The sequence below is a fragment of the Mesorhizobium sp. 113-3-9 genome (assembly GCF_016756515.1).
In the GTDB taxonomy this organism is placed as follows: domain Bacteria; phylum Pseudomonadota; class Alphaproteobacteria; order Rhizobiales; family Rhizobiaceae; genus Mesorhizobium.
Genome location: NZ_AP023246.1, coordinates 5255300 through 5282060 on the forward strand (window position 1 = coordinate 5255300; position 26761 = coordinate 5282060).

Genomic DNA, 26761 nt, shown 5'->3' on the forward strand with positions numbered 1-26761 from the left:
TCCCTTTCAAGCAAGACGGGCGGCGCGTCAGCGCCTTGCCCAGTCGATCGCGGTTTCGAGGATGGTCTTCAGCGTCGCGCGGATCGGCGCCGCATAGGTGGCGTCGTAAGGGACCGGCCAGTTCTCCGGCGACCCCTTCTCCGACGGCTCGCGCATATAGCCACGGTTGGAGAGCTCCATCTGCAGTGCATGAACACCGTTATGCGGCTGGCCGAAGCCGCGGGTGATAGAGCCGCCCTTGAAGCGACCGTTGACCACCCAGGTATCGCCGGTCGCAGCGAGGATGGCGGCGACCTTATCCTGAAGAATGGGGTCGGTGCTCTTGCCGTCATTGGTGCCGAGATTGAAGACCGGCAGCGTGCCTTCGAACAGTCGCGGCAGCACCGAGCGGATCGAATGGCAGTCGTAGAGTACGATCTTTTCATGCATGCCGCGCAGCCGGCCGATCTCGGCCTGCAACGCGGCATGATAGGGCTTGAAATAGGTTTCGCGGCGCTGATCAATCTCGGACGGGGTCGGCTCCTCGCCCATGCGATAGAGAGGATCGCCGTCAAATGTGTCGGTCGGGCAAAGTGTGGTGGTGGTCTGTCCGGGATAAAGCGAAACGCCTGAGGGGTCGCGGTTGACGTCGATCACGGTGCGCGAAATGGCGGTGTGCACAACGGTTGCACCGAGGTCGTTGGCGAAGTCATAGAGCTTGTCGATCCACCAATCGCAGTCGCGGCGGCCGAGCCAGGGCGACACCAGCCGGCTTTCGATGCCGGCAAGGTCGATGCCGGTGTGCGGGATCGACACCAGCAGCGGCGCGGTGCCTTGGCTGACTGTTAGCCAGGGTGTGGCGGCCATCATGCAGCTCCCGCAATCGACGGCAGCGCCACCGCGCCGGCGGCCTTCACGGTCGCGCCAGTGCGCACCATGGCGATTGCCTTCTCCATGTCAGGGTGGAAATGCCGGTCATTGTCGAGATGCGGCACTTCGGCCCGGACCAGTTTGCGCACCGCTTCGAGCGCGGCGCTCGACGCCAGGGGCGCATGGAAATCGCAGCCTTGCGCGGCGGCCAGCAACTCGATGCCGATCACCGCCGTGGCATTCTCGACCATCCCGATCAGACGGCGCGCGCCGTGCGCGGCCATCGAGACATGGTCTTCCTGGTTGGCCGAGGTGGGGATGGAATCGACTGATGCCGGATAGGCCTTCTGCTTGTTTTCCGAAACAAGCGCGGCCGCCGTCACCTGCGGGATCATGAAACCGGAGTTCAGGCCGGGCTTCGGTGTCAGGAAGGCCGGCATGCCGGACAGTGCCGGGTCGACCAGCATGGCGATACGGCGTTCCGACAGCGAGCCGATCTCGCAAACGGCAAGCGCGATCATGTCGGCGGCAAAGGCCACCGGCTCGGCGTGGAAATTGCCGCCGGAGAGCGCGGTGTCGTCCTCGGCGAAGATCAGCGGGTTGTCGGTGACGCCGTTGGCCTCGGTTTCGAGCGTATCGGCGGCCTTGCGCAGCACGTCGAGCGCGGCGCCCATCACCTGCGGCTGGCAGCGCAGGCAATAGGGATCCTGCACACGCTCGTCGCCGACGCGGTGCGACTCGCGGATGGCACTGCCGGCCATCAGATTGCGCAGCGCGTCCGCCGTCTCGATCTGGCCACGGTGCTTTCTCAAGAGATGAATGCGCGGATCGAACGGCGCGTCGGACCCCTTGGCGGCATCGGTCGACAGCGCGCCGGCGACCAGCGCCGATTGGTAGAGAACCTCAGCGTCGAACAGAGCGGCCAGCGCATAGGCGGTCGAGAACTGCGTGCCGTTGAGCAGCGCCAGACCTTCCTTGGCGCCAAGCGTCACCGGCTCGAGGCCGTGCGAGACAAAGGCGACCTTGGCAGGGAAGCGGCCATGCGGGGTAAAGCACTCCCCGACGCCGATCATCACCGCCGTCATATGCGACAGCGGCGCGAGGTCGCCGGACGCGCCGACGGAGCCTTGCGCCGGCACCACGGGGATGACGTCGTTGGCGAGCATCGCTTCCAGCAACTCGATGGTTTCGGGGCGAACGCCAGAGGCGCCCTGCGCCAGGCTGGCAAGTTTCAGCGCCATCATCAGCCGGGCAACGGCAACCGGCATCGGTTCGCCGACGCCGGCGGCATGCGACAGAACGATGTTGCGCTGCAAGGTCTCGAGATCGCCGGCGGGGATACGCACGCTGGCCAATTTGCCGAAGCCGGTGTTGATGCCATAGACCGGCTCGCCCTTGGCGACGATCCTGGCGACAGCCTCAGCGCTCGCCTTGATCTTCGGGCGGCACGCATCGTCCAGCCTCAATGCGGCGCCACGGTAGATGGCTCGCCAGTCGGCCAGCGTCGCATTGCCGGGCTTCAAGGTCAGTTCGGTCATTGTCCTCTCCAGATGCGGGCATGAAGCGGGTTGAAGCCCATGCGGTAAACGAGTTCGGCTGGGCGCTCGATGTCCCAGATCGCCAGGTCGGCGGATTTTCCCGCTTCCAGCGTGCCGGTTTCTCCCAACAGGCCCAGCGCGCGGGCGGCCTCGCGGGTAACGCCCGCCAGACATTCATCGACGGTCAATGCAAACAAGGTCGCAGCCATGTTCATGGTCAGAAGCAGCGAGGTCAGCGGCGAGGTGCCGGGATTATTGTCGGTGGCGACAGCCATCCTGACACCATGCTGGCGGAACAGGCCGATCGGCGGCTTCTTCGTCTCGCGAATGAAGTAATAGGCGCCCGGCAGGATCGTCGCCACGGTCCCTGATCTGGCCATCGCCATGGCACCGGCCTCATCGGTGTATTCGAGATGATCGGCCGACAGCGCGCCATAGCGCGCGGCGAGTTCAGCGCCATGCAGGTTGGACAATTGGTCGGCGTGGAGTTTTACGGGAAGACCGGCTGCCTTTGCCGCATCGAACACCCGTGCCATCTGTTCCGGCGAGAACGCTATGCCTTCACAAAAACCGTCAACCGCGTCCGCCAGACCTTCGGCGGCAACCGCCGGTACGATGGTTCCGGCAACAAGGTCGATGAAGGCGTCCTTGTCGCCCTTGGCTTCGGGCGGCAGCGCATGGGCGGCCAGACAGGTCGTGCGGATCGTCACCGCCCGTTCGCCGCCCAGCCGGCGGGCGGCGCGCAGCGACTTCTTCTCATTGTCGACATCGAGCCCGTAGCCCGATTTGACCTCGACCGATGTGACCCCCTCGGCGATCAGCGCATCGAGGCGGGGCAGCGTCTGGGCGACCAGTTCGTCCTCGGTGGCGGCGCGCAAGGACTTGACCGAGGACACGATGCCGCCGCCGGCCCTGGCGACTTCCTCATAGGTGGCGCCAGCCAGCCGCATCTCGAACTCGTTGGCACGATTGCCGGCATGGACCAGATGGGTGTGGCAGTCGATCAGGCCGGGCGTGATCCAGCGGCCCTCGCAATCGACCCTGTCGCCCCGGGCAAGCGCCGAGGGCATCTCGGATTCCGGCCCGGCGTAGACAATGCGGCCATCCCGCGCGGCGACGACGCCATGCTCGACAATACCGAGACCGGCGGAACTTTCGGCCAAGGTCGCCAGGCGCGCATTGCGCCAAACACGAAGATCCCCTGCCCGGCTTTTGCTCTCTGCAGCCATCATCTTTTCCGTTTCAATCGGTGGCGATTATGTATATACATATTGAAACGCACTGCAAGTGCCATCATCGCATGAGAGACGGGAAAGCGGAGAGAAAAGTGACTGACATCTTTGCGGAACAGGCGCTTCTTCCCAATGGCTGGCACAACAATGTGCGGATCACCTGCGCCAACGGACGCATCACGGCCGTTGCGTCCGGGGCCACCGCGTCAGCCGGAGACGAGCGCCATTCCGTCCTGTTGCCCGGCATGCCCAATCTGCACAGCCACGCATTCCAGCGCGGCATGGCTGGTCTTGCCGAGCTTCGCGGCCCCTCCGCCGACAGTTTCTGGAGCTGGCGCGAGGTGATGTACCGTTTCGCACTGTCAATGACGCCGGACCAGGTCGAGGCGGTTGCGGCCCAGCTTTATGTCGAGATGCTGGAAGCCGGTTTTTCACGCGTCGGCGAATTCCACTACCTGCACCACGACCGCGACGGAAACCCGTATGCCAATCTCGCCGAGATGGCCGAGCGCATCGCGGCCGCGGCTGGCGAAACCGGCATCGGCCTGACGCTGCTGCCGGTGTTTTACGCGCACTCCTCCTTCGGCGGCGCAGCGCCAAATGAAGGCCAGCGCCGATTCATCAACGATGTGAATCGGTTCTCCCGGCTTGTTGAGAAGGCTGGCGAGTCGGTTCGCGCGTTGAATCAAGCCGTCGTCGGTGTCGCGCCGCACAGCCTGCGCGCCGCGACGCCGGAAGAACTGGCCCAGGTTGCTGCCTTGGCTCCAAATGGACCGATCCACATTCATGTCGCCGAACAGGTCAAGGAAGTGGAGGACTGCTTGGCCTGGTCCGGTGCGCGGCCAGTCGAATTCCTGCTTGGCCATGCCGATGTCGACCAGCGCTGGTGCCTGATCCATGCCACCCACATGACCGACACCGAAACCACAGGCATGGCCAGGAGCGGCGCCATCGCCGGTCTTTGCCCGATCACCGAGGCCAATCTCGGCGACGGGACGTTCGCGGCGCCGCTGTTCAGGGAGCATGGCGGCCGCTTCGGTGTCGGCTCCGATTCCAACGTGCTGATCGGCCTGCCCGACGAATTGCGGCAGCTCGAATATTCACAGCGCCTGGCGCACCGCGCCCGCAACGTGCTGGCGGTGGCCGGCGGTTCGACCGGACGGGCGCTGTTCGACGCGGCGCTTGAGGGCGGCGGCGTCGCGCTCGGTGCTGGTGCCTCGCGGATCGCCGTCGGCGCGGCCGCCGATCTCGTCTCGCTCGATGCCAAGACCCCCTCGCTGGCCGGCAAGTCCGGCGACGCCATCCTCGACGCCTGGATCTTCGCCAATGGCAGCAAGGTCGACTGCGTCTGGGTGCATGGGCAGAAACAGGTCAGCGGCGGCAGGCACCTGAAGCGAGACGCGGTAGGCGAGCGATTCCGGAAAGTGATGACGGCGCTGTCCGAAGGCTGATCCCAGATGAGCATGGCCGAAACGACCGAGATCGAGGACAGCGAGACCGTCTCGCTGCACCAGCGCATCCTCTCCGATATCCGCGAAAAAATCCTGTCCGGGGCCTGGGCGCCCGGTCACCGCATCCCGTTCGAGCACGAGCTGACCGCCGAATACAAATGCTCGCGCATGACGGTGAACAAGGCGCTGTCGCAACTGGCGAAGGCCGGCTTGATCGAGCGCCGTCGCCGTTCCGGCAGTTTTGTACGCCAGCCGCAGTCGCAGGCGGCGGTGCTGGAACTTCACGACATCAGGATCGAGGTCGAAGCGCTCGGCCTGCCCTATCGCTACGAACGGCTGGAGCGCCTGAAGCGGCGCGGCAGCGCGGAGGACAGAGCGCTGCTGGGGCTGTCCGCGGCAGGGCCATTGCTGTGGGTCGAAGGCCTGCATTTTGCCGGCGAGCGGCCGTTCGCACTCGAGCAGCGCCTGATCAATCTTTCGGCTGTTCCGGAAGCGGGGGACGAAGAGTTCCTGGACATCGCCGCCGGGCCTTGGCTGATCGGCCGCGTGCCCTGGAGCGAGGCCGAGCACCGCATCCGCGCCATGGCCGCGGATGAGACCGTTGCCGACGCGCTCGACATCGATCCCGGCGCGCCCTGCCTTGTGGTCGAGCGCCGCACCTGGAGCGCGGAACATCCAGTCACCCATGTCCGGTTTGTCTATCCCGCGGAGAGCCACACACTGGTGGCGAGGTTTACGCCGTCGCAGGGGTAGCGCCTCTTCACCCTCCCCCTCGTGGGGAGGGTCGCTGCGAAGCAGCGGGGTGGGGGCGGCGCCAGCCCCCCCACCCGGACCTGCGGTCCGACCTCCCCACAAGGGGGAGGTAGAAGGCGGCCGTGCCTTAAATCGCCGCCGTAATAATGATCTCGACCAGATATTCCGGGCCTGCGAGCTTGGCTTCGCCGGTGGCGCGGGCGGGAGTGTGGCCCTGCGGCACCCACTTGTCCCATTCCGAATTCATCTCGGCGAAGGTGCCCATGTCGGCCAGCCAGATGATCGCCTGAACGATCTTGGTCTTGTCGGTGCCGGCCTTGGCCAGCAATTCGTCGATGGCCGCCAGAATGTCACGGGTCTGCGAGGCGACGTTGCCGCCGGGCTCGCCGACCTGGCCGGCCAGATAGACCGTGTTGCCGTGAATGACGATCTGGCTCATGCGCGGGCCAACATCGATGCGACGAATGCTCATGGGAGGTTCCTTCCTGTTATGGGTGGCGACTGTTTAGAGTTGCGGTTCGCTTCGGGCAAGGCCGCCGGGGCCAAATCCCCTTGGACCAGCAAGAGTGAGATTCACGGCAAGTTGAGCCGCCGTTCGCAATTCCGCCCGATTGGCTTGTTGACTAATGTAATAACATCACATATCCAAACCGCCACCCCTGCCGGACATGGCATCGCCACGGAACGACATGACCCAGACCTGCCTGACATTCCGTGATCTGACGCTGGGCTACAACAGTCACCCGGCGATCCATCACCTCGACGGCGCGATCCGCAAGGGCTCGCTGACGGCCGTGGTCGGCGCCAACGGGTCCGGCAAATCGACGCTGATGAAAGGTATTGTCGGCGTGCTGAAGCCGATGGCCGGCGAGGTTGTTCGCGCACCCGGCGTGCGTGCCGCCTACCTTCCCCAGCAATCGGAACTCGACCGCTCTTTCCCGGCGCGCGTTGTCGACCTTGTCTCGCTGGGGCTCTGGCCGAAGCGCGGCATGCTCGGCCGCTACACATCGGAGGATCGCGCGGCGGTCAGTCAGGCGCTGATGGCGGTCGGCCTTGGCGGCTTCGAAAAGCGCCCGATCGACACGCTGTCGGGTGGCCAGTTGCAGCGCACGCTGTTCGCCCGTGTGCTGTTGCAGGATGCCGACCTCATCCTGCTCGACGAACCGTTCAACGCCGTCGATGCCAAGACTGTCGGTGACCTGATCGCCCTGATCAAGCGCTGGCATGGCGAAGAACGCACCATAATGGTCGTTGTCCATGATCTCGATCTGGTCCGTCAGAATTTCCCGGAAACCCTGCTTTTGGCCCGCCAGCCGATCGCCTGGGGCGAAACGCGCGAGACGCTGAAGCCGGAAAATCTGCTACGCGCGCGCCGCTTCCATGAAGCCTGGGAAGAAAACGCGCCCTGGTGTGAACCGAACGAGCACACCGACGATGATGCGCATGGCCACGATCATCACGGCCACGATCACGACCACCATCATCATGGCGCCGGACCGAGGGCTGCCTGATGGACACGCTCTATGGTCTTTTCATCGCGCCCTTCGCCGATTTCGCCTTCATGCAGCGGGCGCTGTTCGGCTCGCTGATGCTGTCGCTCGGCGCGTGTCCGATCGGCGTCTTCCTTATGCTGCGGCGCATGAGCCTGTCGGGTGACGCCATGGCGCACGCCATCCTGCCGGGTGCGGCCGCCGGCTTCCTGTTCTATGGCCTCGAAATCCTGCCGATGACCATTGGCGGCCTGATCGCAGGCGTCATCGTCGCGCTCGGCGCCGGCGCGGTCTCGCGCTTCACCATCCAGCGCGAGGACGCCTCGATGGCGGCCTTCTACCTGATCTCGCTCGCCATCGGCGTGTTGATGGTCTCGATCCGCGGCTCCAGCGTCGACCTCATGCATGTGCTGTTCGGCACCGTGCTGGCGCTCAACAACGAAGCGCTGACGCTGATCGGCGGCATCGTCGTGGTAACCTTGGCCAGCCTCGCCGTCTTCTGGCGGGCACTGGTCGCCGAATGCCTCGATCCGCTGTTCCTGCGTTCGGTCAGCCGCATGGGCAGCCCTGTGCATTTCATCTTCCTTGGCCTGGTCGTGCTCAACCTCGTCGGCGGCTTCCAGGCGCTGGGCACCTTGTTGTCCGTCGGGTTGATGATGCTGCCGGCGGCCGCCGCCCGCTTCTGGACGGTGCGCGTCGAGCCGATGTGCGTGCTGGCCGTGCTGATCGGCTTTGCCTCCTGCATCGCCGGGCTGCTTTTGTCCTATCACGCCTCGCTGCCGTCCGGCCCGGCCATCATCCTGTCGGCCGGCGTCGTCTATTTCGCCTCGATCCTGTTCGGCACGCGCGGCATTCTGCGCGCGCGCATCATCCATCACCGTCACAGAACGGCCTGATCCCCGCCCCTCGAAAGGAGACCCGCTTATGCTGAAATCAATCCGTGCCGCCCTGGCGATGAGCGTTATAACATTAACTGCTTTTGGCGCTTCCTCGGCCTTCGCGGCACCGCTGAAAGTGGTCGCCAGCTTCACCGTCATCGCCGATTTCGCCAGGAATGTCGGCGGCGACCGTGTCGACATCACCACCATCGTCGGGCCGGATGGCGACGCCCATGTCTATGAGCCGAGCCCGGCCGACGCGGTCGCCATGGCCAAGGCCGACATCGTGCTGGTCAACGGCCTGCACTTCGAAGGCTTCTTGCAACGGCTGGTCGATGCCAGCGCCACCAAAGCCTCTATCGTCACCTTGACCAAGGGCGTGACGCCGATCGACTTCAAGCCTGAATTCGCCGACGCCGACGCGGCCGAAGGCGCCGGCACCGGCGGCGGCAAGACGGTCACCGATCCGCACGCCTTCCAGTCGATCGCCAATGCCAAGATCTATGTGAAGAACATCGCCGAGGCCTTCTGCGCGGCCGACAGCGAGGACTGCGTCAGCTACCAGACCAATGCCGCCGCCTACACCAAGAAGCTCGATGCGCTGGAAGGCGAAGTGAAGGCGGCGATCCAGTCGATTCCTGAAGCCAAGCGCGTCGTCATCACTTCGCATGACGCCTTCGGCTATTTCGAACACGAATACGGCCTGACCTTCCTCGCCCCGCAAGGCATCTCGACCGACTCTGAACCGTCTGCCGCCGATGTCGCCAAACTGGTCGAGCAGGTGAAGCAGGACAAGGCCGCGGCCATCTTCGTCGAGAACATCACCAACCCGCGCCTGATCGAGCAGATCGCCAGCGAGACCGGCATCAAGGTGGGCGGCACGCTCTATTCGGATGCGCTGTCGCAGCCCGATGGCCCGGGCTCGACCTATATCGACATGATGCACAACAACATCCGCCAGATCAAAGGCGCCATCCTCGGCAGTTGAGGAGCGCCGTGCTCGGAAAGGCGGAGCCAGTCTCCGCCTTTTTTAGCAGTCAATACGTAATAAAATAACATAACAGATCGACTAAAATCCCGGAACCCAATCATGGATAAAATGCCCGGTCTCAAACGCCTTCCCGTCACCGTGCTTTCCGGCTTCCTCGGCGCCGGCAAGACCACGCTGCTCAATCACATATTGTCGAACCGCGAGGGCCGCCGCGTCGCCGTCATCGTCAACGACATGAGCGAGATCAATATCGATGCCGAACTTGTGCGCGATGGCGCCGACCTGTCGCGCACCGACGAGAAACTGGTGGAGATGTCGAATGGATGCATCTGCTGCACGTTGCGTGACGACCTGTTGAAGGAGGTCCGCGCACTCGCCGAACAAGATCGCTTCGACTATCTGCTGATCGAATCGACCGGCATTTCCGAACCCCTGCCCGTCGCCGCGACCTTCGATTTCCGCGACCAGCATGGGAATAGCCTGTCCGACGTCGCCCGCCTCGACACGATGGTGACCGTGGTCGACGCGCTCAATCTGCTCAAGGATTATTCGTCGTCGGATTTCCTCAAGCAGCGTGGCCAGTCGCTTGGCGAGCAGGACGGCCGGGCGCTCGTCGACCTTCTTGTCGAGCAGATCGAGTTCGCCGACATCGTGGTGCTGAACAAGATCGGCGTGGCGAGCCCGCACCAGCGCGACATGGCAAGGCTGATCGTGCGGGCGCTCAACCCCGGTGCCGAGATCGTCGAAGCCGATTTCGGCAAGGTGCCGCTCGACAAGGTGCTCGCCACAGGCCGCTTCGATTTCGACAAAGCGCAGCAGAATCCGCTCTGGTTCAAGGAACTAAACGGTTTTCGCGACCATGTTCCCGAGACCGAGGAATACGGCATCCGTTCCTTCGTCTATCGGGCGCGAAAACCGTTCGAGCCGGCGAGGTTCCAGACCTTCATCGGCCGCGCATGGCCGGGCGTGGTGCGGGCCAAAGGCTTCTTCTGGTTGGCGACACGGCCGCGCCATGTCGGCGAAATGAGCCAGGCGGGCGCACTGGTGCGGACCGAAAAGCGCGGCCTGTGGTGGGCTGCCGTGCCGCAAAGCCGCTGGCCCGACCATGCCGAATGGCGTCAAAGCATGGCCCCCTATTTCGACCCTGTCTGGGGCGATCGCCGCCAGGAACTGGTCTTCATCGGCTGCGAACCGATGGATGAGGCGCAAATCCGCGCCGAACTGGACGATTGCCTGGTCGACGCCGAGGATTTTCGGCCTGAACAGTGGCGAGCGCTGCCCGATCCGTTCCCGGCCTGGGCAGCCTGAGTTGGATTCTCGGCGGGAAACGTCTATCTGCGCTGAATGATTTCTGTCGGCGCGGATTGCCGGCCACGTCGGGGAGTGGCAAGACTCCTCGACAAACCAGATTGCGAGGATGCTGCCATGGAATACCGCGAGATCAGCGAAGACTATTCGGTCTCGGGCCAGATCCAGCCCGAAGACGTCGCGGCCATCAAGGCCGCCGGCTTCAAGAGCGTCATCTGCAACCGGCCGGATGACGAACAGCCCGGCCAGCCTTCGGCCGATACGCTCAAGGCGGCGGTGGAAGCCGCAGGCCTCGCCTTCCGCTACATCCCGGTCATCAGCGGCCAGATCACCGCCGAGAATGTCGAGGATCAGGCCGAGGCGCTGGACGAATTGGAAGGGCCGGTCTTCGCCTATTGCCGCTCCGGCGCGCGCTGCACGAATTTGTATGGGTTGATCCAGCAGTCGAAGGGCTGATCCTTTGGCGCCAGCAGTGCAATGACCGATCGGATCTACGCCGCACTTACCTTAGCTGCGCTTTTTGCTGCAGTGCTCCCAATCCATTGGTTATCATATCAGCGCTACAAAATCGTGAAGCGGCATGGTGGCTTGGGGAAATTCGCCAGAGTTGGACACGCATGGGTTGTTTCCGTCGACTGGGAAAGCAACCAACTGACCCGGGATTTCGTGATCGACTGGAAGCTGCACATTCCGGGATACAGCATCATTGCATATGGACTCGCCTTAGTGTTCGGAACCATCTTCGCGGCAATGGCCTATTACCGGCACTAGCCCAAGGAAATTACTTTCGTGGCAGGCCGCGACGTCACAAAGGTAGACTACTCGTCTCCTTCAGCGTCTCCAGCACAATCGCTGTCTTTACATGCTGCACCGATTCATGTGGCAAGAGCACAGCGTTGACGAATTCCGACAGTGATTTGAGATCGGGCGTCACCACCTTCAGGATGTAATCCATCTCGCCAGTCAGCGCGTGCGCTTCCTGCACTTCGGGCAGCCGCGCCACCAATTCACCGAAGCGCCGGGCGTTGTCGCGGTTGTGGGTGGCCAAGGTCACCGAGATGACGTTGACCAGCGAGAAGCCGAGCTTGTCGCGGTCGAGCACCGCCCGATAGCCCTTGATATAACCGTCTTCCTCCAGCCGCTGGCGGCGGCGCGAGCATTGCGATGCCGACAGGTTCACCCGCTCCGAGAGATCATTGTTGGTCAGCCGCGCGTCACCCTGCAGGAGCGCCATTATCTTGCGGTCAAACTGATCAATGCGCGTCTCATCCATGATTTTTTCTCTCAACATGCATGCTTCGCGCATGAGATGATCATTTCAAGCGTTTGAATGCAAGCACCATGCGCCGACTGCGCGCTATGATGGCGTCAAATGGCCGTTTCAGGCCGAGCCAGCTTCCGGAGGAATACCATGGGTCCCTTCCCGCACGACGCCCCGCCCGCCAAGATCAGCAAGGACAACCCTGCCGGCACCGATGGTTTCGAGTTCGTCGAATTCGCGCATCCGGAACCGCAGAAGCTGGCCGAGCTGTTCACCCGCATGGGCTATGTGGCGGTGGCCAAGCATCGCACGAAAGACATCACCGTCTGGCGTCAGGGCGACATCAACTATGTCATCAATGCCGAGCCAGGCTCGCATGCGATGAAATTCGCCGACAAGCATGGTCCGTGCGCCGCCTCGATGGCCTGGCGCGTGGTCGACGCCAAGCACGCTTTCGACCACGCCGTCTCGAAGGGCGCCACGCCTTACGAAGGCGACGACAAGGCGCTCGACGTTCCGGCGATCGTGGGCATCGGCGGCTCGCTGCTCTATTTCATCGACGCTTACGACAAGAAGGGCTCGGCCTACGACGCCGAGTTTGAATGGCTCGGTGCGCGCGATCCGCGGCCGCAAGGCGTCGGCTTCTATTTCCTCGATCACCTGACCCACAATGTGTATCGCGGCCAGATGGACAAATGGTGGGATTTCTACCGCAATCTGTTCGGCTTCAAGCAGATCCATTTCTTCGATATTGACGGCAAGATCACCGGCCTGGTCAGCCGGGCGATTACCTCGCCCTGCGGCAAGATCCGCATACCGCTCAACGAATCCAAGGACGAGACCAGCCAGATCGCCGAGTATCTGAAGAAGTACAATGGCGAAGGCATCCAGCACATCGCGGTCGGCACCGACGAGATCTACGCCGCCACCGACAAACTCGCCGCCAACGGGCTGAAGTTCATGCCGGGCCCGCCGGAAACCTATTACGACATGTCGTATGCCAGGGTGAACGGCCATGACGAGCCGATCGAGCGGATGAAGAAGCACGGTATCCTGATCGACGGCGAAGGCGTGGTCGACGGCGGCATGACCAAGATCCTGCTGCAGATATTCTCGAAAACCGTGATCGGGCCGATCTTCTTCGAGTTCATCCAGCGCAAGGGCGACGAAGGCTTTGGCGAAGGCAATTTCCGCGCGCTGTTCGAATCGATCGAGCAGGACCAGATCAAGCGCGGTGTGATCAGGGTGGACGGCAAGGCAGCGTAGGCTGCCCCGAACCGAACTTCCTGCGGCGCGATCAATTATGACCTAAATTATGGTCATAAAGGATCGCGCTATGAATGTTTCCATCGCCGAGGCCAAGGCTAAATTTTCTGAACTCGTCAGCCGTGCTGAAGCCGGCGAGGAGATCATACTTACACGCCACGGCAAAGTGGCCGCTCGCATTGTACCGCCGGCGGCCGCCGAAACGCTGCCGCGTATCGGCGCCTTGAAGGGCAAGATCTGGATTGCTGACGATTTTGACGAACTCGGTCCCGAATGGGACGAGTACGTGAAATGACGGTCGGCCAGTATCTCGCCGACACCCGTATCATCCTCTGGTCGATTTCGGACGACCGACGTCTCAGCGAACAGCACCGCGCTATCCTGGCTTCGGACGCGGTGGTGTTCGCCAGCGCGGCAAGCGTGTGGGAAATGGCCATCAAACGTTCGATCGGAAAACTCGATGCGCCGGACGATCTGCCAACGCTGCTTCCAAGGATGCGATTTCAGCCGCTCGCCGTAACTTTACATCATGCGAATACCGTCAGCGGCCTACCCCACCACCATGGTGATCCGTTCGACAGACTGCTGATCGCGCAGGCGCAGGTGGAGAACCTGACCATCCTAACATCTGACCCGCATTTCGCCCGCTACGGCGTCGCTCTGGCCTGATAGGCGAAAAAACCGGCTCACAATCCCAGCTTCTCGACCTCTGCCTCCCTCAGCTTAATGTCATAATCGAGCAGGAACTCATCGAGTTGCGGCGGCGCCACCGAGGTGCCGGACAGCATGGCGTGCACCTGACCGCGATGGTGGATGTCGTGCAGGAAGACATGGGCGAGGATATCGCCGATGCGTTCGGGGATCATGCCGTCCTCGCGCCGGTCGGTGATGACGCGGCGGTCGAGATCGGCCTCCGACAGGCCATCGCAGAAGGCGATCAGTCGCCGGTCGGCCGCGATCTGCGCGGCAAACAGCGCATGGGGCTCGTCGAAAGGCACAAAGTCATCATGGGCTGCGGCGCCGATGCCGCCCTCCTCGAGAAAATCGAGATAGAGATAATCGACGGCGAGGATGTGGTTGAGCGTTGCCTTGATCGACGGGAAAAAGCTGGTGCGCTCGGCTTCGAACTCACCGGGCTTGAGCGCAAGCACGGCGCGATAGAGCCGGTCGTTCGACCAGAGATTGTTACCGGCCATGCGGCGCAGATGATCAAGCAGGGTCATGACGTCATCCTGCGGACCGAACCAGATGCAAACTCGCCCCCATAACCACGAATCCGGCGAGCACAATCAGCAGCAACCCGTTCATGCGCCGCCGCATGGCTTGCGTTTCCTCGTCCCGCGCGACATTCATGTTGGTGATGGTGTGGAACATCATCGCCTTGCGCGGAAGGCCGCTGCGGTTGGTCAGGTCCGGCGAGCGCGCCTCGATGCGATAGCTCAGCCGGATCGCCAGGATGAAGACAGCCAGAATAGCCAGCGCCCAGACACCGGTCATCAGATAGAATATCTCTCCCGTCATTCCATCCCCCGCTATCGTTCGTATTTCTCGACCTTCTGCTCGATAGCGCCGAAGATCGAATGTCCGGCCTTGTCCTTCATCTCGATGCGTACCGTGTCGCCGAAGCGCAGGAACGGCGTCTTGGGCTCGCCTGATGCAATGGTCTCGATCATGCGCAGTTCGGCGATGCAGGAATAGCCCGCGCCGCCGGCCGAGACAGGTTTTCCCGGGCCGCCATCGAGCTTGTTGGAAACCGTGCCCGAACCAATGATCGTGCCGGCGACAAGCGGTCGCGTCTTCGCGGCGTGCGCGATAAGGGCCGGGAAATCGAAGGTCATGTCGACACCGGCATTGGCGCGGCCGAAAGGCTTGCCGTTGAGATCGGCAAGCAGTGGCAGGCTGACCTTGCCGCCATCCCAGGCATCGCCCAGTTCGTCCGGCGTCACCGCCACGGGTGAAAAGGCCGAGGACGGTTTCGACTGGAAGAAGCCGAAACCCTTGGCCAGTTCCGGCCCGGTGAGTGCGCGCAGTGTGACATCGTTGACCAGCATGACCAGCCGGATCGCGGCGCGCGCTTCATCAAGGCTCGCCCCCATCGGCACGTCGTCAACGATGACGGCGACTTCCGCCTCCATGTCGATGCCGAAGGCTTCGTCGGTCATGTGGATCGGATCGCGCGGCCCGATGAAGGAGTCCGAGCCGCCCTGGTAGATCAGCGGATCGGTCCAGAAGCTTGCCGGCATCTCGACGCCACGCGCCTTCCGCACCAGTTCGACATGGTTCACATAGGCCGACCCGTCGGCCCATTGATAGGCGCGTGGCAGCGGCGAATGCGCGTCGTGCTCGTGAAAGCGCGCTGATGGCATCGCATTGTTCTCCAGCGATTCCGCTATGGTCGCGAGATGCGGCGAAATCCTGCGCCAGTCGTCCAGTGCCGCCTGCAGCGTGCGCGCCAGGAACGAAGCATCCGTGTACTGCGTCAGGTCGCGCGAGACGACGACGAGTTTTCCGTCGCGCGTCCCGTCCTTCAATGTGGCAAGCTTCATGCGATTTCCTCTCCTGATGCGGCTTTGACACCGCTTAGTTCCACAACAAGGCCGTCACGGGCGATCGTCAAGTCGCCGGCCCATGTTTTCCTGACAGCAGCAAGCCAGTCGGCCTCGGTGATCTCGGGATCGTCGGCGGGAATGAGATGATTGAGCACCAACCTCTTGACGCCGGCATCGCTGGCGATGCGCCCGGCTTCCTCGACAAAGCTGTGGCTGGCGACCAGATGTTCCTTCAGTCGCGCGCCATTGCCGGTTCTGGCGACCAACCGCTCGATCCCTTCCTCCAGCATAGCTTCATGGACGAGAAGGTCGGCACCCTCGGCGAAATCGGCGAGCGGTGGAAAGAAGGCCGTATCGGCGGAAAAGACCACGTTTTTACCGCCATGCTCGAAGCGCAGGGCAAAACAGTCGGTCACAGGCGGATGGTCGACACGCAGCGCCGTGACCTTCAGGCCACCTTGCTCGACCACCTGGCCCTCGCCGAACTCATCGATCGAAACCAGCTCGCGAATGTCAGGCCGGGCCTCGTCGACGATGCGGATCTCGATGTCGAATTCCATCGCCTGGCAAAAGCGCCGCCAGTAGTGGCCGGTGCCGGGCGGGCCGAACACGCGGACCGGCGTCGCCAGCCCCGCCGTCCAGGCGGTGTGGATCAGCGGTCCCAGTTCCAACACATGGTCTGAATGCAGATGCGTGATGAAGATCAGGTCGAGCGCCTTCAGGCTGATGCCGGCATCGACCAGAGCGCGCGTCACGCCAAGCCCGCAATCGACGACGATGGTTCGCCCTCCGATTTCAAGCAGCGACGAACTCGGCCATGGCCCGCCAGGCCGCAGCGCCGGGCCGCCCTTGGAGCCCAGCAGCACCAACCGATCCGGCATTGGCTTGCGGCTCAAGACCAGTCGCCCTCCGGCGTGCCATTAAAACGCTTCTTCAGGTCTGCCCAGCAATCGATGTAGTTGTCCTGGCGGGTCTCCAGTTCGGCGCCGTAGCGGGTCAGCATCTGCGGGAAGCGGGTCTCGAACATGAAGGCCATGGTGTTGTCGAGCTTGACCGGTTTCAGATCCGCGCGCGAGGCTTTTTCGAAGCCAGGGGCATCCGGGCCATGGGCCAGCATCAGATTGTGCAGGCTGATGCCACCGGGAACAAAGCCTTCTTCCTTGGCATCGTACTGGCCATGGATCAGGCCCATGAATTCGCTCATGATGTTGCGGTGGTACCATGGCGGCCGGAACGTATCCTCGGCCACCAGCCATCGCGGCGGGAAGATGACGAAGTCGATATTGGCCGTGCCTTCCTCGCCGCTCGGCGCGGTCAGCACGGTGAAGATCGACGGATCGGGGTGATCGAACAGGATGGCGCCGACCGGCGAAAACGTCGCCAGGTCATATTTGTAAGGCGCGTAATTGCCATGCCAGGCGACGACGTCGAGCGGCGAATGACCGATCTCGGTGACATGGAAATTGCCGCACCATTTCACGATCAGCCGGCATGGCGTCTCCTTCTCCTCGAACCAGGCGCAAGGCGTCTTGAAATCGCGCGGGTTGGCCAGGCAATTGGCGCCGATCGGGCCGCGATCAGGCAAGGTCAGCTTGGCGCCATAGTTCTCGCAGACGTAGCCGCGCACCTGCCTGTCGACCAATTCGACCTTGAAGGCGAGGCCGCGCGGCAAAACGGCGATCTCGCCGGGCCGAAGCTCGATGACGCCCATCTCCGTCACCAGACGCAGGGCGCCGACCTGCGGCACGACCAGCAACTCCCCGTCGGCATTGAAGAAATGATCGTCGACCATCGATGTGTTGGCGACATAGACATGCGCTGCCATGCCGGTCTGCCCGAGCACGTCGCCGGCCGTGGTTATGCTGCGCATGCCCTGGATAAAATCGGTCGGCTCCTTCGGCATCGGCACCGGGTTCCAGCGATACTGTCCAAGCGCCAGTTCGTGGTCACCGACATTGGGAGCGGTCTTCCACAGGGGATATCTCGCCGCCTTGAAGCGGCCGGTGTGCTTGACGCTCGGCCGGATGCGATAGAGCCAGGACCGCTCATTGGTGCCGCGCGGCGCGGTGAAGGGCGAACCGGAAAGCTGTTCGGCGTAAAGGCCGTAGGCCGGCCGTTGCGGCGAGTTCCGCCCCTGCGGCAGCGAGCCGGGCAAGGTTTCGGTCTCGAAATCGTTGCCGAAGCCCGGCATATAGGAAAAGGCCATCGCTTCCTCCCTTGCGCATCCGGCCAGACGCCAGCCAGATTGACCAAACTGGTTTCATTTGTAACCATCGAAAATGTAACTATCAATGCCACCATGGCGCGCAAGGAAATGAACCATGGACCCGGAGATCCTGGAGCTCGAAAGCTTCCTGCCCTACCGGCTGTATCGTCTTGCCGACGCCGTCAGCCGCGAATTCTCGCGGATATACAAGGACAGTCACGGGTTGACGCGGCCGGAATGGCGCACGCTTTCCGGACTTGGCCAGCGCGGGACGATGACCGCGACAGAGCTCGGCGAGCAGTCGGCCATGCACAAGACCAAGGTGTCGCGCGCGGTGGCGGAGCTTGAAAGGCGGCGCTGGCTCATCCGGACTCCCGATGACAACGATCGCCGTGTCGAGCATTTGAGGCTTACCAAAGCGGGCCTTGCCGCCTATCGTGAGATGGTGCCGCTGGCGAAGGCGTTCGAGCAGGCGCTGCTGGCCAAATTGAGCGCCGACGAACGAACTTCCATCGTAAAGGGCGTCTTGTCGCTGGAAACCGCATTGGATAGGAGATAGCCGCCGTCGCCGGAGGGGATATAAGACGGTCGCCGCGAAGGGGTAGCGCGTTCAGGCAGCCACGGGTCTCGCGATCCCTGCTTGTCCGGTAGCGGATTCTCTGCGCCTGCATGTCAGCTGGCGGATGATCCATGAGCGAATTGGGGGATGGATGAAGTCGCTGATTGCCAAGCCGGTGGCGGTGATCGTCTTGCTGTTTGCGCGTGCCATCACCGCTGTGCGGCCGTTCTGGCACGAAGGCAGGCTGCCTCGCCGTCGCTCGATCTTCTTTGCCAACCACTCCAGCCATGGTGATTTCATCCTGATCTGGGCTGTTCTGCCGCCGCGCCTGCGTCGGCGGGTCCGTCCCGTGGCGGGCGCCGACTACTGGCTGAAATCAAAACTCCGAAGCTTCATCGGGCGCGACGTTTTCAATGCCGTCCTGATCGATCGCAATCGCGACGCACGCACGATGGATCCTGTCGAGAGCATGGGGGAAGCGATGAAGGAAGGCTCTTCGCTGATCCTCTTCCCGGAGGGCACGCGCAACCAGTCCGATGCGTCCTTGCAGCCATTCAAATCCGGCCTCTTCCATTTGGCGGCATTGCACCCCGATTTCGAGTTGGTGCCGGTATGGATCGCCAATCTCAACCGAGTGATGCCGAAGGGGGAGTTCGTGCCCATACCGCTGATCTGCACGGTGACGTTCGGCGAGCCAATGCATCTGGCTGATGGCGAGGACAAGGATATGTTTCTCGAGCGAGCACGGGAAGCGCTACTCGCGCTGGCGCCGAAAAAGGCAGCGGCCGAGAGGGTAGAGGAATGAGCTCGACCCAATTCGACATGATGGTTCTCGTGCTCGGCGTCTGCGGGATCCTGCTTACGGCCTCCTTCGTGGGCCAGATCCTGGAGCGACGCTTGTCGCCAGACGGCTCGAACCCGGCCATCGAGAACCTCAACGCCCGCATCAATGCCTGGTGGGTGATGGCGATCCTCATCGCCATCGCATTCGTCGCCGGGCGAATCGGCGTTCTGCTCCTCTTCGGCTTCTGCTCCTTCGCCGCCCTTCGCGAGTTCGTGACGCTGACCAATACGCGGCGTGCCGACCACTGGGCGCTGGCCACCGCGTTTTTCGTCGTGCTGCCGTTGCAGTATGTCCTGCTCTGGATCGAGGACTACGAAATCTTTTCCGTTTTCATTCCGGTCTACGCCTTCCTGTTGATGCCCATCATCTCGGCGGTGCGAGGCGACACGCAGCACTTCCTGGTTCGAATCGCGGAGGTGCAATGGGCGCTGATGATCTGCGTCTTCTGCGCCTCGCACGTGCCGGCTCTCCTGACGTTGCACATTCCCGGCTACGAGGGCCGCAATGTGCTTTTGATAGCCTTCCTTGTCATCGTCGTTCAGTTGAGCGATGTGCTGCAATATATCTGGGGCAAGATGATCGGGCGTACGAAGATCGCACCAAAGCTTTCGCCGTCCAAGACTGTCGAAGGTTTCGTCGGCGGCATCGCCTGCGCCAGCCTCGTCGGCGCTGGCCTGTGGTGGATCACGCCGTTCTCTCCGCTTCAGGCCGGCGCAATGGCCTTCCTGATCACGTTGATGGGCTTTTTCGGCGGCCTCGTGATGTCCGCCATCAAACGCGACCGCGGCGTGAAGGATTGGGGCCATCTGATAGACGGCCATGGCGGCCTGATCGATCGGCTGGATTCAGTGGTGTTCTCCGCTCCGATCTTCTTCCACCTCACGCGTTACTTCTGGTCGCCGGCATGAGGCAGTCATGAACACGGGCGATCGCAGACCCCTTGCAAGCCGCGACACGCGCTGGGCACAGGCGACGGCCAGACGTCTCGCCGCACTCTCGGTGACGCCCAACCAGATTTCGCAGGCCAGCATCCTCGCCGGAGCGCTGGCCGGCGCCGCCTTCTGGCTTGGCGGGCAGAGCGACGGCATGGCGCGTCTGCTGTTGTTGCCGGGAGCCGCGCTGTTCTGCCAACTGCGCCTGCTGTGCAACCTCTTCGATGGCATGGTCGCCGTCGAAGGCGGCAAGGCGTCGGCCGATGGCCCCTTCTGGAACGAGTTCCCGGACAGGATCGCCGACATCGCCATCATGGTGGGAATAGGCTACGGCATCGCCATGCCTGGCCTTGGCTGGGCAGCCGCCTGTTTTTCGGTTCTCACCGCCTATGTGCGGGAACTAGGGCGGGCCAACGAAGCACCGAGCGATTTCTCCGGCCCGATGGCTAAACCGCATCGCATGGCGGTTGCAACCATTGCTGCGCTGCTGTCTTCAGTGGAGTTCCTCTGGCATGGCCGCAATGAGGTCCTGACGCTCGCGCTTGCCGTCATCGCGATCGGCTCCGCCGCAACCGCGCTGCGCCGCGCATGGCGACAAGTGCGATGGTTGAGAACCAGGAGCCCCTGAGGCGTTTTCCTGGCTGGGCTCGCCGGAGGCGTCTACCAGTCCATCACGACCTTGCCCGAACTGCCGCTCCTCATCGCATCGAAGCCTGTCTGGAAATCGTCGATGCCGATGCGGTGCGTGATCAGTCCCGAGACATCGAGCGGACCCTGCACCAGCGCGATCATCTTGTACCAGGTCTCAAACATCTCGCGGCCATAGATGCCCTTGAGGTGCAGCATCTTGAAGATGACCTTGTTCCAGTCGATCTCGAATCCGGTAGGCGCAATGCCCAGAATGGCGATCTTGCCGCCATTGTTCATAGTGTCGATCATGTCGCGGAAGGCGGGGGCGGCGCCAGACATTTCGAGGCCGACGTCAAAACCCTCGGTCATGCCGAGCGCCGGCATGACGTCGCGCAGCTTTTGCTTCGAGGCGTCGACGACATGCTGGACGCCGAGCTTCTTCGCCAGCGCCAGCCGCACCGGGTTGATGTCGGTGATGACCACTTTTCGCGCACCAACGCACTGGGCAACGAGTGCGCCCATGATGCCGATGGGCCCGGCGCCGGTGACCAGCACGTCCTCGCCGACCAGATCGAAGGACAATGCCGTGTGGACGGCATTGCCCAGTGGATCGAAGATCGCCGCGACTTCGTCCGGCACGTCGTCGGGGATCGGAACGACGTTGTGCTGCGGGATAGCGAGATACTCGCCGAAAGCGCCTGGCCGGTTGACGCCGACACCAAGCGTGTTGCGGCACAGATGTCCCCTGCCCGCACGACAGTTGCGGCAATGGCCACAGACGATGTGGCCTTCGCCCGAGACGCGCTGGCCGACCTTGTATTCGGTGACGGCCGCGCCGAAATCTGCGACGGTGCCGACGAATTCATGGCCGGTCACCATCGGCACCGGCACCGTCTTCTGCGCCCACTGATCCCAATTGTAGATATGGACGTCGGTGCCGCAGATCGCTGTCTTCTTGACCTTGATCAGCACATCGTTGGGGCCGATCTCCGGCACCGGCACTTCTTCCATCCAGATGCCCGGTTCGGCCTTGGCCTTCACCAGCGCCTTCATCATGTTCGACATTGTCTTGTCCCTTGAATCTCTTGATCCGGAATCGCTTTTCGGCGCCGGCCGCTCAGGAAATCACGCCCAGTTCCCTGCCGACCGCGCCGAACGCCTCCACCGCTCGGTCGATGTCGGCGCTGGAATGCGCCGCCGACATCTGGGTGCGGATACGCGCCTGGCCCTTAGGCACCACCGGGAACGAGAAGCCTATGACATAGATGCCGCGCTTCAGCATGCGCGTCGCCATTTCCTGCGCCAGCGTCGCCTCGCCAAGCATCACGGGAATGATCGGATGATTGGCACCGGCCAGCGTGAAGCCGAGCTTGCCCATCTGCGACCTGAACCGCGCCGCATTGGCATATAGGCGTTCGCGCAAGGCGTCGCCATTGCGGATCAGGTCGAACACCTTGATCGAGGCGCCGGCGATCGCCGGCATCAGCGTGTTGGAAAAGAGATAGGGCCGCGAGCGCTGGCGCAGCCAGTCGACCACTTGGCTCTTGCCGGAGGTGTAGCCACCGGAAGCGCCGCCAAGCGCCTTGCCCAGCGTGCCGGTGATGATGTCGACCCTGCCCTCGACGCCGCAATGTTCCGCCGAGCCGCGGCCATTTTTGCCGACGAAGCCGACCGCATGGCTGTCGTCGACCATGACCATGGCGTCATATTTGTCCGCAAGGTCGCAGACGCCCTTCAGGTTGGCGATGATGCCGTCCATCGAGAACACACCGTCGGTGGCGATCAGTCGGAAGCGGCAATCCTTCGCCTCCTTCAATCGCGCCTCCAGATCGGCCATGTCGTTGTTGGCGTAGCGGAAGCGCTTGGCCTTGGACAGCCTGACGCCGTCGATGATCGAGGCGTGGTTCAGCGCATCCGAAATGATCGCGTCTTCCTCGCCAAGCAGCGTCTCGAACAGTCCGCCATTGGCGTCGAAACAGGAGCCGTAGAGGATGGTGTCCTCCAGGCCGAGGAAGGAGGAAATCGTCGCCTCGAGCTGCTTGTGCTCCTCCTGCGTGCCGCAGATGAAGCGCACCGAGGCCATGCCGTAGCCGTAGCGATCGAGCGCTTGCGTAGCCGCCTTTCGCAGGTCGGCGCTGTCGGCGAGGCCGAGATAGTTGTTGGCGCAGAAGTTCAGCACTTTCTCACCGCCGACCTCGATCTGCGCCGACTGCATCGAGGAAATCACCCGCTCGGATTTGTAGAGCCCGGCCGATTTGAGCCCTGCAAGCTCGCTGTCGATATGGGAGAGAAATGCTGCGGTCATGATCGGGCCTCGTTTGACGTGGGCAGACTGTCGTCCCGCTTGCGCAAAAAATCCATCGCAAAAGCGACCGGATCGGGTGGCCGGACAGCATCAACCGAGACGCGACGGGCATCGCGCGAGCGGCCACTCGATAACGCACGCGACAAGCAATACTCAAATGCAGGCCGGCGGCGAAAGGAGCCGATAACCATTTAGCGATCTTTGCGGCTCTCCCCTTGCCGGCCGGCTGTCAATTTCCAGTCCTGTTAACGTTTGCGGCTCAATGGTGACCATACAGGAATCCGTTGGCGAGAGGGCCGCCCCCGAAAATGTCGCAGCAGCCGGTGCAAACCGTTTCAGGCAAGCTCATACTGCTGATCAAGGCTGGCTACTGGCTGGCGCTGCTGATCATTGCCACCATGGTGGCAGCCTCTTTCTTCCTGCTGCAGCAGACGATGGCCACGCAGCAACACAACCACACCTTGCTCGATATCGTCGGCACGCAGAAGACATTGTCGCAGCGCATCGTCTTCCTTGCCAGCGCAACGGGTGCCGCGTCGCGCGACAAGCAGCCGGCGCTGGTCAGCGCGCTCAAGCAAGCCACGGCTGAGTTCGAGACCAATTACGATCTGCTGCTCAAGCAGACGGGCGCGGATCCGCAGTCGCCGGCCAAGCTCGATGCGAAATCGATCGAGAGCGTGCTTTTCGCCAAGCCCTTCCATCTCGACTATTTCTCGGTTGGGCTGATCGCCAATGGCGACCGTCTGATCTCCGCCCTTGAATCGAAACTCAATCTCGACAATGACGGCTACAAGGGCGGCGCTGAACGCGTCAACCTCGATACGTCGGTCGCCAACGCAACCTTGTCGGGCTATGCGGCCCTTGGCCAGCGCATCAGCGCCGAGGCCGACGAGCGCTCCGAAAAGCTGCTCGCCCTCCACCGCACGCTGTTCTACGCTACACTCGGCGTTATCCTGCTGGTGGCACTGTTCATCTTCAGGCCGATGTCCAATGCGATCCTGCGCAAGACGCGTGAACTGGTCGATGCTCGCAACTCAATGGCCTTCATCGCGGTTCACGACGGCCTGACCGGCCTGCACAACCGCACTTTCCTGACCGACCATTTCGACACGCTGATCAAGGGTGCGCACCGGCGGCGCGAACGCCTGGCCGTGGTCCAGCTGGACCTCGACCGATTCAAGCAGATCAACGACACGCTCGGCCACGCCGCCGGCGACTATGTCCTGGTTGTGACGGCGCAGCGCATGCGCGATTCGTGCCGGGCGTCGGATCTGTGCGCGCGGCTCGGTGGCGACGAATTCGTGATGATCCTCAATGGCGCGGGCACCACCGAGGACATCAACATGCTGGCACGGCGGATCCTGGCGCATATCAACGAGCCGATCATCTTCCAGGGCACCACGATTCTTCCGGGTGCCAGCGGCGGCATCGCCGTCTATCCGATCGATGCCGACAATGCTCAGGACCTGCTCGTCCATGCCGATCTGGCACTTTACTCCGCCAAGAAGATGGGCGGTGGCAACTTCTCGTTCTTCTCGGAGGAGCTGCGCCGCGAACTCGACTACCGCAAGCAGCTCGAGCACGACATCAAGGTCGCCATTTCAGAAAAAGCGTTTCAGGTCTATTTCCAGCCGCAGGTCTCCCTGACCAACGGCGCCATCAGCGGCATCGAAGCCTTGGTGCGATGGAACCATGCCGAGCGCGGCATGATCTCGCCGGGCGAATTCATTCCGGTCGCCGAGAAATGCGGTTTCATGCCGGAGATCGGCCGCATCGTGATCAGCAAGGCGATCAACGAAGCCGCCGAGTGGAACCGTGCCGGGATTGCCTTCGGCCGGCTTGCCGTTAACGTTTCGGGCACCGAGCTGCGCGAGCACGATTTCGACGCGTTTTTGTTCGAGACACTGGAAAAGGCCGGGCTGCCACCACAGAAACTGTCGCTGGAAATCGTCGAATCCGTCATTCTGGACGACGAGAAGACGGGCATCGCCGCCAAGCTGCGCCACATCAGGGCCGCGGGCGTGCATCTGGAACTCGATGATTTCGGCACCGGTTATGCGTCGCTCAGCCACGTCAATCCCAACGAGATAGATCGGCTCAAGATCGACCGCCGCTTCGTCCAGAACATCCATGAGAATGGCGACAACTCCAAGATCGTGCGCGCCATCACCGAGCTTGCCCGCGGGCTCGGCATCTCGATCGTCGCCGAGGGGGCTGAAACCGAGGCCGAACTCGACTCGCTGATGGCGATCGGCTGCGACCAGGTACAGGGCTATTCCATCGCCTTCCCGATGCCGCACGACAAGGCGCTCGAATGGCTGACAGCGCGCATGCCGAAGAAAGCCAGGCTGACGGTGCTGCAAGGCAGCCTGAAATAGGCGAAACCTGGCCCGCCTTGACAACCGGCCGCCGAGATGGCGGCCTGTGCTGATCGCAAACGGATACAGCGGCCCATGACATTCTTTCGGCTTGTGCTGGCGGCCATGTTGTTGTCCGCGCCGCCGGCTTATGGGGCGGATCGCACCATCTATCTCACCTTCGACGATGGTCCGCTGAACGGCACCAGCAACATCCTCGATGTGTTGGCGGCGGAACAGGTTCCGGCGACGCTGTTCATGGTCGGCATGCACGCCGAGGCCAGTGCGTCCAACAAGGCCTTGGTCCGGCGCGCCAAGGCGATGCCGCTGGTGACGATCGGCAACCACAGCTACAGCCACGCCTACAATCACTACCGGCACTTCTACAGCGACACGGAAGGGGTGGTTGCCGACATGCTCATGGCCAATGCCGTGCTGGGCCTTAAGCCCGCGGTGCACGCGCGACTGCCGGGCCGCGATGTATTCCGGCTGCCTTCGATGTCAAAGGACGACAACTCGCTTGGGCCCGCGCAAGCCGGCCGCGAGGATCCCGACTACGAATTCGTCGCGGCTTCCGGCTTTTATCTCTACGGCTGGGACCACGAGTGGGTGCACAAGGACAATGGCGAGCCGGTCCAGAGCGTCGACCATCTGGTCAGCGAGATCGATCACCTGTTCGGCTATGGCCGCTTCGCCAAGCCGGGCAAGCTGATCCTCTTGATGCATGACGAGATGTTCCAGGACAGTTTCGACGGCAAGACGAAACTGACCAACCTGATCACCGCACTGAAACTGCGCCGCTACGCCTTTGGAACGATCCCGACCTATGACTGAGCGGGCCGTTATGATTTGATTTTGCGAGCCGGTTTGCGGGAACGAGGCGGTAAATCGTTCTTGTCACCGGGAAAAGCCGTCAGCAATTGTCCGAAGCTTGGCGCTTCGACATTGTCGCGCAATGCCGCCAATACCTGCGCGAACTCCGCCAGACGCTCGTCGGGCAATCCTTTGCGGAGCCGCTTGTCGAAGGCGAGCGCGGCCTGCCGCAATGTCTCGAACAGCTCTTCTCCCGCTTCTGTCAATTCGACCAGATGGACCCTCCGGTTGACGGGATCGCGGCGGCGCGTCAGCAGGCCCTGCGCCTCCATCGCGTTGAGATGGTGGGTCAGCGTCGCGCCCTGGATGCCGATCATGCCGGCGAGTTCGCGCTGATTGGCAAGCTTGCTCGACTTGACCGACAGCAGGGTGAGCCAGACCGGCAATGTGCCGCCCGCTTCAACCAAAGCGGCGTCGAAGGCCTGCGCAACGAGCTTGGCGGTGCGGCCGAGATTCATGCCGACTGGCGGGCGTTCAAAGGGCGTCATC

Annotated in this window: 30 protein-coding genes; 17 read left to right on the plus strand and 13 right to left on the minus strand. The window is 62.6% G+C overall.

Annotated elements, in window-relative coordinates; genetic code table 11:
• Window positions 1-27 precede the first annotated feature (27 nt).
• From hutG to hutI, 3 genes are read right to left on the minus strand one after another with little or no spacing between them, the layout of a single operon-like run.
• Entirely contained in the window at window positions 28-846 is an 819-nt protein-coding gene (hutG, locus tag MesoLj_RS25770) for an N-formylglutamate deformylase (protein ID WP_202323008.1), read from the minus strand.
• Entirely contained in the window at window positions 846-2387 is a 1542-nt protein-coding gene (gene hutH / locus MesoLj_RS25775; protein WP_202323009.1) for a histidine ammonia-lyase, read from the minus strand. The genes hutG and hutH overlap by 1 nt, the downstream gene beginning before the upstream one ends.
• Window positions 2384-3616 (minus strand): imidazolonepropionase, encoded by a 1233-nt coding sequence (gene hutI / locus MesoLj_RS25780; protein WP_202323010.1) that lies wholly within the window; start codon window positions 3614-3616, stop codon window positions 2384-2386. The genes hutH and hutI overlap by 4 nt, the downstream gene beginning before the upstream one ends.
• 98 nt (window positions 3617-3714) lie before the next feature.
• Between hutI and MesoLj_RS25785 the strand changes: the two genes are divergently transcribed.
• Window positions 3715-5070, plus strand: a complete 1356-nt coding sequence (locus tag MesoLj_RS25785) for a formimidoylglutamate deiminase (protein ID WP_202323011.1) — start codon at window positions 3715-3717, stop codon at window positions 5068-5070.
• A 6-nt stretch (window positions 5071-5076) separates the two neighbouring features.
• The gene (hutC, locus tag MesoLj_RS25790; RefSeq protein WP_202323012.1) at window positions 5077-5823 is read left to right on the plus strand and encodes a histidine utilization repressor; all 747 of its coding nucleotides are present in this window, start codon (window positions 5077-5079) and stop codon (window positions 5821-5823) included.
• 127 nt (window positions 5824-5950) lie between these two features.
• On the opposite strand, the gene MesoLj_RS25795 is transcribed toward hutC, so the two are convergent.
• Window positions 5951-6295, minus strand: coding sequence for a RidA family protein (locus MesoLj_RS25795; protein WP_202323013.1), 345 nt, complete (start codon window positions 6293-6295; stop codon window positions 5951-5953).
• A gap of 217 nt (window positions 6296-6512) precedes the next feature.
• Here MesoLj_RS25795 and aztA point away from each other — a divergent pair, with 217 nt between their 5' ends.
• From aztA to MesoLj_RS25825, 6 genes are all read left to right on the plus strand, one after another.
• A complete protein-coding gene (aztA, locus tag MesoLj_RS25800) occupies window positions 6513-7334 on the plus strand; it encodes a zinc ABC transporter ATP-binding protein AztA (RefSeq protein ID WP_140768034.1) in 822 nt (273 codons plus the stop codon).
• Complete coding sequence (gene aztB, locus MesoLj_RS25805) at window positions 7334-8209, plus strand: zinc ABC transporter permease AztB (RefSeq protein WP_202323014.1); 876 nt, start codon at window positions 7334-7336, stop codon at window positions 8207-8209. Before aztA ends, aztB begins: the two co-directional genes overlap by 1 nt.
• 28 nt (window positions 8210-8237) lie before the next feature.
• Entirely contained in the window at window positions 8238-9179 is a 942-nt protein-coding gene (aztC, locus tag MesoLj_RS25810) for a zinc ABC transporter substrate-binding protein AztC (protein ID WP_202323015.1), read from the plus strand.
• A 102-nt stretch (window positions 9180-9281) separates the two neighbouring features.
• Window positions 9282-10490: a zinc metallochaperone GTPase ZigA gene (zigA, locus tag MesoLj_RS25815; protein WP_244735162.1), complete on the plus strand. Its 1209-nt coding sequence runs from the start codon at window positions 9282-9284 to the stop codon at window positions 10488-10490.
• A gap of 117 nt (window positions 10491-10607) precedes the next feature.
• On the plus strand, window positions 10608-10946 hold the full coding sequence (locus MesoLj_RS25820) for a TIGR01244 family sulfur transferase (RefSeq protein ID WP_056562770.1): 339 nt from the start codon (window positions 10608-10610) through the stop codon (window positions 10944-10946).
• 21 nt (window positions 10947-10967) lie between these two features.
• Window positions 10968-11261, plus strand: coding sequence for a hypothetical protein (locus tag MesoLj_RS25825; RefSeq protein WP_202323016.1), 294 nt, complete (start codon window positions 10968-10970; stop codon window positions 11259-11261).
• Window positions 11262-11295: 34 nt separating this feature from the next.
• Here MesoLj_RS25825 and MesoLj_RS25830 read toward each other — a convergent pair whose 3' ends face one another.
• A complete protein-coding gene (locus MesoLj_RS25830) occupies window positions 11296-11763 on the minus strand; it encodes an Lrp/AsnC family transcriptional regulator (RefSeq protein ID WP_202323017.1) in 468 nt (155 codons plus the stop codon).
• A 138-nt stretch (window positions 11764-11901) separates the two neighbouring features.
• Between MesoLj_RS25830 and hppD the strand changes: the two genes are divergently transcribed.
• The 3 genes from hppD (at window position 11902) to MesoLj_RS25845 (ending at window position 13686) form a co-directional block, all read left to right on the plus strand.
• Complete coding sequence (hppD, locus tag MesoLj_RS25835) at window positions 11902-13017, plus strand: 4-hydroxyphenylpyruvate dioxygenase (protein WP_202323018.1); 1116 nt, start codon at window positions 11902-11904, stop codon at window positions 13015-13017.
• A 70-nt stretch (window positions 13018-13087) separates the two neighbouring features.
• Window positions 13088-13312, plus strand: coding sequence for a type II toxin-antitoxin system Phd/YefM family antitoxin (locus tag MesoLj_RS25840; RefSeq protein ID WP_202323019.1), 225 nt, complete (start codon window positions 13088-13090; stop codon window positions 13310-13312).
• Window positions 13309-13686 (plus strand): type II toxin-antitoxin system VapC family toxin, encoded by a 378-nt coding sequence (locus MesoLj_RS25845; protein WP_202323020.1) that lies wholly within the window; start codon window positions 13309-13311, stop codon window positions 13684-13686. The genes MesoLj_RS25840 and MesoLj_RS25845 overlap by 4 nt, the downstream gene beginning before the upstream one ends.
• 17 nt (window positions 13687-13703) lie before the next feature.
• On the opposite strand, the gene MesoLj_RS25850 is transcribed toward MesoLj_RS25845, so the two are convergent.
• From MesoLj_RS25850 to hmgA, 5 genes are read right to left on the minus strand one after another with little or no spacing between them, the layout of a single operon-like run.
• A complete protein-coding gene (locus MesoLj_RS25850; RefSeq protein WP_202323021.1) occupies window positions 13704-14240 on the minus strand; it encodes a DinB family protein in 537 nt (178 codons plus the stop codon).
• Between the two features lie 4 nt (window positions 14241-14244).
• On the minus strand, window positions 14245-14538 hold the full coding sequence (locus tag MesoLj_RS25855; RefSeq protein WP_202323022.1) for a hypothetical protein: 294 nt from the start codon (window positions 14536-14538) through the stop codon (window positions 14245-14247).
• An 11-nt stretch (window positions 14539-14549) separates the two neighbouring features.
• The gene (locus MesoLj_RS25860) at window positions 14550-15563 is read right to left on the minus strand and encodes a fumarylacetoacetate hydrolase family protein (protein ID WP_202323023.1); all 1014 of its coding nucleotides are present in this window, start codon (window positions 15561-15563) and stop codon (window positions 14550-14552) included.
• The gene (locus MesoLj_RS25865; RefSeq protein WP_202327467.1) at window positions 15560-16447 is read right to left on the minus strand and encodes an MBL fold metallo-hydrolase; all 888 of its coding nucleotides are present in this window, start codon (window positions 16445-16447) and stop codon (window positions 15560-15562) included. The genes MesoLj_RS25860 and MesoLj_RS25865 overlap by 4 nt, the downstream gene beginning before the upstream one ends.
• Before the next feature lie 11 nt (window positions 16448-16458).
• Window positions 16459-17772, minus strand: coding sequence for a homogentisate 1,2-dioxygenase (gene hmgA, locus MesoLj_RS25870; RefSeq protein ID WP_202323024.1), 1314 nt, complete (start codon window positions 17770-17772; stop codon window positions 16459-16461).
• A 115-nt stretch (window positions 17773-17887) separates the two neighbouring features.
• Here hmgA and MesoLj_RS25875 point away from each other — a divergent pair, with 115 nt between their 5' ends.
• From MesoLj_RS25875 to MesoLj_RS25890, 4 genes are all read left to right on the plus strand, one after another.
• The gene (locus MesoLj_RS25875; RefSeq protein WP_140768058.1) at window positions 17888-18331 is read left to right on the plus strand and encodes a MarR family winged helix-turn-helix transcriptional regulator; all 444 of its coding nucleotides are present in this window, start codon (window positions 17888-17890) and stop codon (window positions 18329-18331) included.
• Between the two features lie 151 nt (window positions 18332-18482).
• Window positions 18483-19136: a lysophospholipid acyltransferase family protein gene (locus tag MesoLj_RS25880; protein ID WP_202323025.1), complete on the plus strand. Its 654-nt coding sequence runs from the start codon at window positions 18483-18485 to the stop codon at window positions 19134-19136.
• On the plus strand, window positions 19133-20083 hold the full coding sequence (locus tag MesoLj_RS25885) for a phosphatidate cytidylyltransferase (RefSeq protein WP_202323026.1): 951 nt from the start codon (window positions 19133-19135) through the stop codon (window positions 20081-20083). The genes MesoLj_RS25880 and MesoLj_RS25885 overlap by 4 nt, the downstream gene beginning before the upstream one ends.
• A 7-nt stretch (window positions 20084-20090) precedes the next feature.
• A complete protein-coding gene (locus MesoLj_RS25890) occupies window positions 20091-20735 on the plus strand; it encodes a CDP-alcohol phosphatidyltransferase family protein (protein ID WP_202323027.1) in 645 nt (214 codons plus the stop codon).
• 32 nt (window positions 20736-20767) lie between these two features.
• Here MesoLj_RS25890 and tdh read toward each other — a convergent pair whose 3' ends face one another.
• Together tdh and MesoLj_RS25900 are read right to left on the minus strand one after the other, a co-directional pair.
• Window positions 20768-21802 carry an L-threonine 3-dehydrogenase gene (gene tdh / locus MesoLj_RS25895; RefSeq protein WP_140768066.1) on the minus strand — a complete coding sequence of 345 codons (1035 nt, stop codon included), beginning with the start codon at window positions 21800-21802 and terminating at the stop codon, window positions 20768-20770.
• A gap of 52 nt (window positions 21803-21854) precedes the next feature.
• Window positions 21855-23042, minus strand: a complete 1188-nt coding sequence (locus MesoLj_RS25900; protein WP_202323028.1) for a glycine C-acetyltransferase — start codon at window positions 23040-23042, stop codon at window positions 21855-21857.
• A gap of 308 nt (window positions 23043-23350) precedes the next feature.
• On the opposite strand from MesoLj_RS25900, the gene MesoLj_RS25905 reads away from it, so the two are divergent.
• Both MesoLj_RS25905 and MesoLj_RS25910 read left to right on the plus strand, forming a co-directional pair.
• Window positions 23351-25420, plus strand: a complete 2070-nt coding sequence (locus MesoLj_RS25905; RefSeq protein WP_202323029.1) for a putative bifunctional diguanylate cyclase/phosphodiesterase — start codon at window positions 23351-23353, stop codon at window positions 25418-25420.
• Between the two features lie 75 nt (window positions 25421-25495).
• Window positions 25496-26233 (plus strand): polysaccharide deacetylase family protein, encoded by a 738-nt coding sequence (locus tag MesoLj_RS25910; RefSeq protein WP_140768072.1) that lies wholly within the window; start codon window positions 25496-25498, stop codon window positions 26231-26233.
• An 8-nt stretch (window positions 26234-26241) separates the two neighbouring features.
• Here the strand turns inward: MesoLj_RS25910 and MesoLj_RS25915 are convergent, their stop codons facing one another.
• A complete protein-coding gene (locus MesoLj_RS25915; protein ID WP_244735164.1) occupies window positions 26242-26730 on the minus strand; it encodes a MarR family winged helix-turn-helix transcriptional regulator in 489 nt (162 codons plus the stop codon).
• Window positions 26731-26761: the final 31 nt, after the last annotated feature.